Raw genomic sequence first — 5,138 nt, 5'->3', positions numbered from 1 at the left:
GGGCGCGCGGCCGGCCAGCGCGCCGAGCCCGGACAGCAGCCGGGCGCGCTGCGCCTGCAGCGTCAACGAACCGTACCCACGCTTGGTGACGTTGTAACCGTCCACGATGACGTGCACGCCGGGGACCACGTCCCCGGCGAATCCCGTGGCCACCGCTGTCGCCTACGCCGCGGAGCGCGGGGTGACGCGAACGTCGAGGTCAGCGTCGAGAGCCTCGGCCAGCCGACCCAGCACGGGGAGTGTGGGTACTGTCCCGCCGGCCTCGAACCGGGCCACCGCCGACTGGGTCATGCCTGCCGTCCGAGCCAGCTCAGCCTGGCTCCAGACACGCCGCAGGCGCAGCTCCCGCACCGCCCGGCCCAGCTCGAACGCCAGCCTGGCCGCCTGGTACGCCTCCCGCGCGCCCGGCTCGCCCATCCGCCGTTCCCTCAGCTCCGCCCAGTCCGCCCGCTCAGCCATCGCCGTCCTCCTCGCCCCCGCCCACCGTGCGTGACTCGGCCAGGCAGCGCGCCAGCACACGCCTCGCCCGAGACACCTCGGCGGCCTCCCGCATCCGCGTCCTGGCGAACAGCTACATCCGTCCCCAGCGATGGCACGACGAGTTATCCGCATCGCCGTCTCCGATCGCGGAGTCGGTCGCGCCACGTCGTCAGCCTACGTGCGCTTGCCGTACCGGCATCTCCCCGCGGAGCGTTATCCCGTCTGTTGACGTTCCTGAGGATTGCATCTCGTCCTTGTTCAGCCGCCAGGGCCTCTTCCCGCCGCCCCAGATCAGCCAGCCGCAGTGACAGGTTGTTCAGCGACGTGGCCAGGTTGGGCAGAAAGGCGTCGGGATCGGCGACGGCACATTCCCGAAAAAGATCAACAGCGCGATTGGTGATCTTTACGGCGAGACCGTCGAGGATCAGACTGCGCTCCGGGGGCACACTCACCAGCAGCCGAACATGATCGACGGTGAGGTGGGGCGCCACATCGGCGACGGCGTCGAGCAGCACCGACGGGTCATCGACCTGCCGCGCCACCACCAGCGCCGCGGCACCGAGCAGGCCGGGGTGAGCGCGCACAAGCCGGTGTACCTCGCCGGCAGCGCGCGGCTGATGGGCCCGGGCGCGCATGAGCACGGTCAGCGCCTGGACAGCCTGCCCGGGCGAGGCATCGGCCAGCAGCGTGCCCGCCAGGTCCGGACGGTCCGCGGCGAGATCAACCGCGACCAGGTGTTCCCCGAGCCGGTCGGGTGTCAACCCCGCCCAGTACGCCGCACCCACCCCGTCGCCGGTGTCGGGCGGATGCAGCTCATGCAGCCAGGACGCCACCGCGAGCCGGCGATCAGGATCGCCGCGGATCCCGGCGAGCAGCGGAACCCGCCCGATCGTGGCGACCGCTTCCGCCGCGTCCGCGGCCCCGCACAACGTCGAGGTGAGCACGGACGAACGCAACGTGGCCGGCTCGTAGCGCAGGCCACGGGTCCGGGCGAACCGATCCCAATAGTCGGCCTCACGGGCCAGAATACGGTCCTCGACCGTCCCGGCATCCCCGCCGGGAGGCGGGCCGTGTCCCTGTTCTAAGAGGGTGTTCTGCACGCTTTTGCCGGTTCCCAGTTTGGGTTGATCTCTGGGGTGGGGTGGGGCCGGGTGAACAGGCCGGGTTCGGGTTCGGTGAGAACACCCCGGTCTACCAGCCTTTTCAGTTTGGCTCGCATGTTCTCGACGTGGCGGGGTCCGGTGCCGTGGCCCAGTGCCCGGCAGGCGTCCTTGGCGTGGAGCCCGTCGCCGTCGTCCTGGGTGAACAGGGCCAGCACGTCGCGGTAGCCGGGTGGGAGAGGCTCGGCCGGTGTGGTGTCCTCGGCGGTCAGTTCCAGCACTGTCCGGCGGGTGATCTCCAGGCGTTCCAGGGCCTGGCGCGCGGCGGCGAGCTGCTCACCGAGCCCGGCGATCTCCTGCTGGAGTGCGTCGATGGTCCGCCCGACCCGCACCCGCCGGGCCTCGCTCTGCTCCAGCAACTCGTTCATCGACACTGTGGCACCTTTCCCGGTGCATCCCGCGGGTCAGACCCGCGGGTCACGCCAGGTCGCCGTGGCAGCACGCGTCAGCCGGCGTGCCATCACGTCCACCATCGACCAGCGGATCATCGCGACCGCACTCGACGGTTTCGCTTCGTAGCCCCGGGCCAGACGCCGGTGCAACATCAACGTGCCGAACGTCTGCTCGACTACCCACCGTTTCGGCAGCCGGGTGAACCCCCGCGCTCCCGGCGGGCGGCCGACGACCTCCACGTCGCTCCCCAGGCCGGCCCCATGCTCGACGACCGTGGTCTTGAACCCGGCGTCCACCCACGCCTTGCGCACCGATGGGACGGCGGCGGCCACCCGGTCCAGCAGAGCGGCGCCGAGGGTGTTGTCGTGCACGCTCGCGGCGACCACGGTCACCGCGAGCCTGCAGACCAAGGGTATCGGTGGCGATCCCACGTTTACGGCCTGGGCTTTTCTTCCCCGGGTCCAGGCCGGTGGTGTCCGCCGAGGCGTTGGTCGAGGCCCGCACCGTCTGGGAGTCCAGCACGACCGCGCTCGGATCGGCGTGGCGGCGGTGCTGCTCACGGACCTGCCAGCGCAGCAGATCATGCACGGTCTCGGTGGTGCCGTCGTCACGCCAGGCACCGAAATAGTAGTAGACCGCGCTGACCGGTGGCAGGTCGTGGGGGAGGTAACGCCACTGGCAGCCGGTCCGGGCCTGGTAGAGGACCGCGTTCACGATCTCCCGCAGCGCGTAACGGCCCTCATGCCCACTGACCGACGGATGCCGCGCCTTCCACGCGGTGACGACCGGACAGATCAGTTCCCACGCCTCATCGGACAGATCACTGGGATACGGCCTGCGTTCTGTCATGCCTTCCAGCACAACGCACCCGCCACCGAACGCAAGACGATCAGCCCCACACCCCAAAGATCAACCCAAGTCGAGAACCGGCAAAAGCCTGCAGAACACCCTCTCAAGGGCGAACTCCAGCTCCACCGGCCCCAAAGCGAACCGCGCCGGCTCACCGGCACCCGCCAGCCGCGCCGCCGCCAGCTCCCGGCGCAACGCCCCGATCGCGTCCGACAGCTCCACCCACGGCTCGTCAGCCATCCCAGCCCCCCTATCGTGCGGAACGTTCCGAACCCATCGAACGACCGCGACCCCGACACCCCGACCCGGCCGACCACACCGACGACATCTGGCCGCGCGTCGGACAGCAGCCGCTGACAGCAACAGGTACTCGGCGCGCAGCGCCTCACCCGTGCGCTGACCGATGCGATCAGCGATCCACAGCTGCGAGCTCTCCTCACCCGCCTCGGACACCGCACCGACGGCCCCCTTGGCCATCTGCCTGGCGCGATCGACCAGGCCATCGACAGCGTCGAGATCCTCACCCGACCGAGTCGCCGCCGCGACTATGCACCCGCTCCTGGGCTCCGGGCCTGAGAGCTCCGGCGCACTGATCCGATGGCGGTCGAGTGTCGGGTGCCCGTTCGAGCTGGGGATGGGCGCGGTGTCCGTCAGCGGACGGCTACCATCAAGCGGTCGGCGTAGAATCGAGTGAAACGAGTATGTCGATCGCTCCGATCGTCTTGGAGGCCGTTCATGACCTCGTCCGTCCGACCTGAACCGCTCCACGACGAGACGTACCTGCCGGATGAGGACACCGGTGAGATCATTGACTTCCTGGCCGCGCTTCGCGACCGCGACCGGCGGACCGCCGGCTCACGGCCTCGGCTCACCGGCCCGGACGGGCACAGCGTCGAGCTCCCCGAGCCGATGTTCAACGTCCTTCTACAGGTCGCCGCGGCGATGAAGGCGGGCCTGGGCGTCACGGTGGCTCCGCACCATCTGACGATGTCCACCCAGGAAGCCGCGGATCTGCTCCGTATCTCCCGCACCACCCTGGTCCGGCTGCTGGAGAACGGCGCCATCCCGTTCGAGAAGCCCAGCCGTCACCGCAAGGTCCGCCTCGACGACCTTCTTGAGTACCGGCGGCGCCAACGCCATGCCGCTGATCTCGCCTTCGCTGACATGGTCGCCGACACCGAGCGTCTCGGCCTCTACGACGTCAGCCCCGACGAGACCCGGGCTGCGCTGAAAGCCGCCCGCAAGAACGCCGAAGGCTGACCAGATGTTCTCCGCGCTGCTCGACACCTGTGTTCTAGTGCCCAGCAGGGCCCGCGACGTGCTGCTTGAGATCGCCAGCACCGGTGCCTACCGGCCGCTGTGGTCCACCGAGATCCTGGACGAGCTCGAACGTACCCTGCGCGTGCTGCTCGGCAAACGCGGAACCGCGCCAGAAGAAACCGACGCCTACCTCACCCGCCTCTTCCGGCAGATGAAGACCGCCTTCCCGGAAGCGCCCGTGACCGGCTGGGAACGGCTCGTGCCGACCATCGAACTCCCCGATCCCGACGACCGACACGTGGTCGCCGCCGCCGTGGCCAGCCGAGCCGACGTGATCATCACCGACAACCTCGCGGACTTTCCACCCGCTGCGCTGCCCGCGCCCCTGACCCGCCAGTCCCTCGACGACTTCCTCCTCGACGAACTCGACCTCCACCCAGACCTCGTTGTCAAGGCCGTTCGTGCCATCGCCGCCAGGACCGGCAGATCCGGCCCCACGCTGACCGCCTACGACATCGCTACCTACCTGCATGCCCACGGCACCCCGGCATTCGGCGAACGCCTTCTTGTCGCACTCGGTCAAACGGCAGCACCGGCTCCGTAGTGACGCGGCCCCGGCTCGGCGCAGGTCTGGTCGTTCGCCCGCACCACAATCCCCGCAACAGCGGTCACCAGACGGGCGGAAGCGCCAGAAACTACCAGATCTACAGAACGCACGTTCGACCCGGCAGGCGACCTGCCTACTGTGGCAGTCGCTGGGCGTCGTTCCTGATCGGGACACATGCGGCGACCGAGCGGACCGCGATTTCGGAACTCTCCACCAAGATCGATCGGTTCTCATGCCGCTGCGTTAGGTCCGCTCATTTTCTGATCATGCTTCTGGCCTGCTTGACGTCCTCCGGATCGATCATCGTTTTCACGCGTCCAACCATGCGATCCGAACACTATGATCAACAATACGGGGTTGTTGAAACGACCACGAGCCCTGATGCCGCC

Annotated in this window: 6 protein-coding genes and 1 pseudogene; 2 read left to right on the top strand and 5 right to left on the bottom strand. The window is 68.9% G+C overall.

Annotated features, from left to right (window positions below; all coding sequences use genetic code 11):
- Window positions 1-162 precede the first annotated feature (162 nt).
- From AC5LSR_RS12435 to AC5LSR_RS12415, 5 genes and pseudogenes are all read right to left on the bottom strand, one after another.
- Window positions 163-459, bottom strand: coding sequence for a helix-turn-helix domain-containing protein (locus tag AC5LSR_RS12435; protein ID WP_250292008.1), 297 nt, complete (start codon window positions 457-459; stop codon window positions 163-165).
- Between the two features lie 143 nt (window positions 460-602).
- The gene (locus AC5LSR_RS12430) at window positions 603-1,580 is read right to left on the bottom strand and encodes a hypothetical protein (RefSeq protein WP_250281675.1); all 978 of its coding nucleotides are present in this window, start codon (window positions 1,578-1,580) and stop codon (window positions 603-605) included.
- The gene (locus tag AC5LSR_RS12425) at window positions 1,562-2,008 is read right to left on the bottom strand and encodes a hypothetical protein (RefSeq protein WP_250281676.1); all 447 of its coding nucleotides are present in this window, start codon (window positions 2,006-2,008) and stop codon (window positions 1,562-1,564) included. Before AC5LSR_RS12425 ends, AC5LSR_RS12430 begins: the two co-directional genes overlap by 19 nt.
- 36 nt (window positions 2,009-2,044) lie before the next feature.
- Window positions 2,045-2,882: pseudogene (locus tag AC5LSR_RS12420) on the bottom strand (IS5 family transposase).
- Between the two features lie 60 nt (window positions 2,883-2,942).
- On the bottom strand, window positions 2,943-3,122 hold the full coding sequence (locus AC5LSR_RS12415; protein ID WP_250281678.1) for a trypco2 family protein: 180 nt from the start codon (window positions 3,120-3,122) through the stop codon (window positions 2,943-2,945).
- Between the two features lie 495 nt (window positions 3,123-3,617).
- On the opposite strand from AC5LSR_RS12415, the gene AC5LSR_RS12410 reads away from it, so the two are divergent.
- Together AC5LSR_RS12410 and AC5LSR_RS12405 are read left to right on the top strand one after the other, a co-directional pair.
- Entirely contained in the window at window positions 3,618-4,142 is a 525-nt protein-coding gene (locus tag AC5LSR_RS12410) for a helix-turn-helix domain-containing protein (RefSeq protein ID WP_250281680.1), read from the top strand.
- A gap of 4 nt (window positions 4,143-4,146) precedes the next feature.
- Window positions 4,147-4,746, top strand: coding sequence for a PIN domain-containing protein (locus tag AC5LSR_RS12405; RefSeq protein WP_250281683.1), 600 nt, complete (start codon window positions 4,147-4,149; stop codon window positions 4,744-4,746).
- Window positions 4,747-5,138 lie beyond the last annotated feature (392 nt).

It is taken from the genome of Protofrankia sp. CiP1_Cm_nod4 (genome assembly GCF_982290645.1).
Note: the sequence above shows the minus strand (reverse complement) of the source record. Positions and strands in the feature narration are given on the sequence as shown.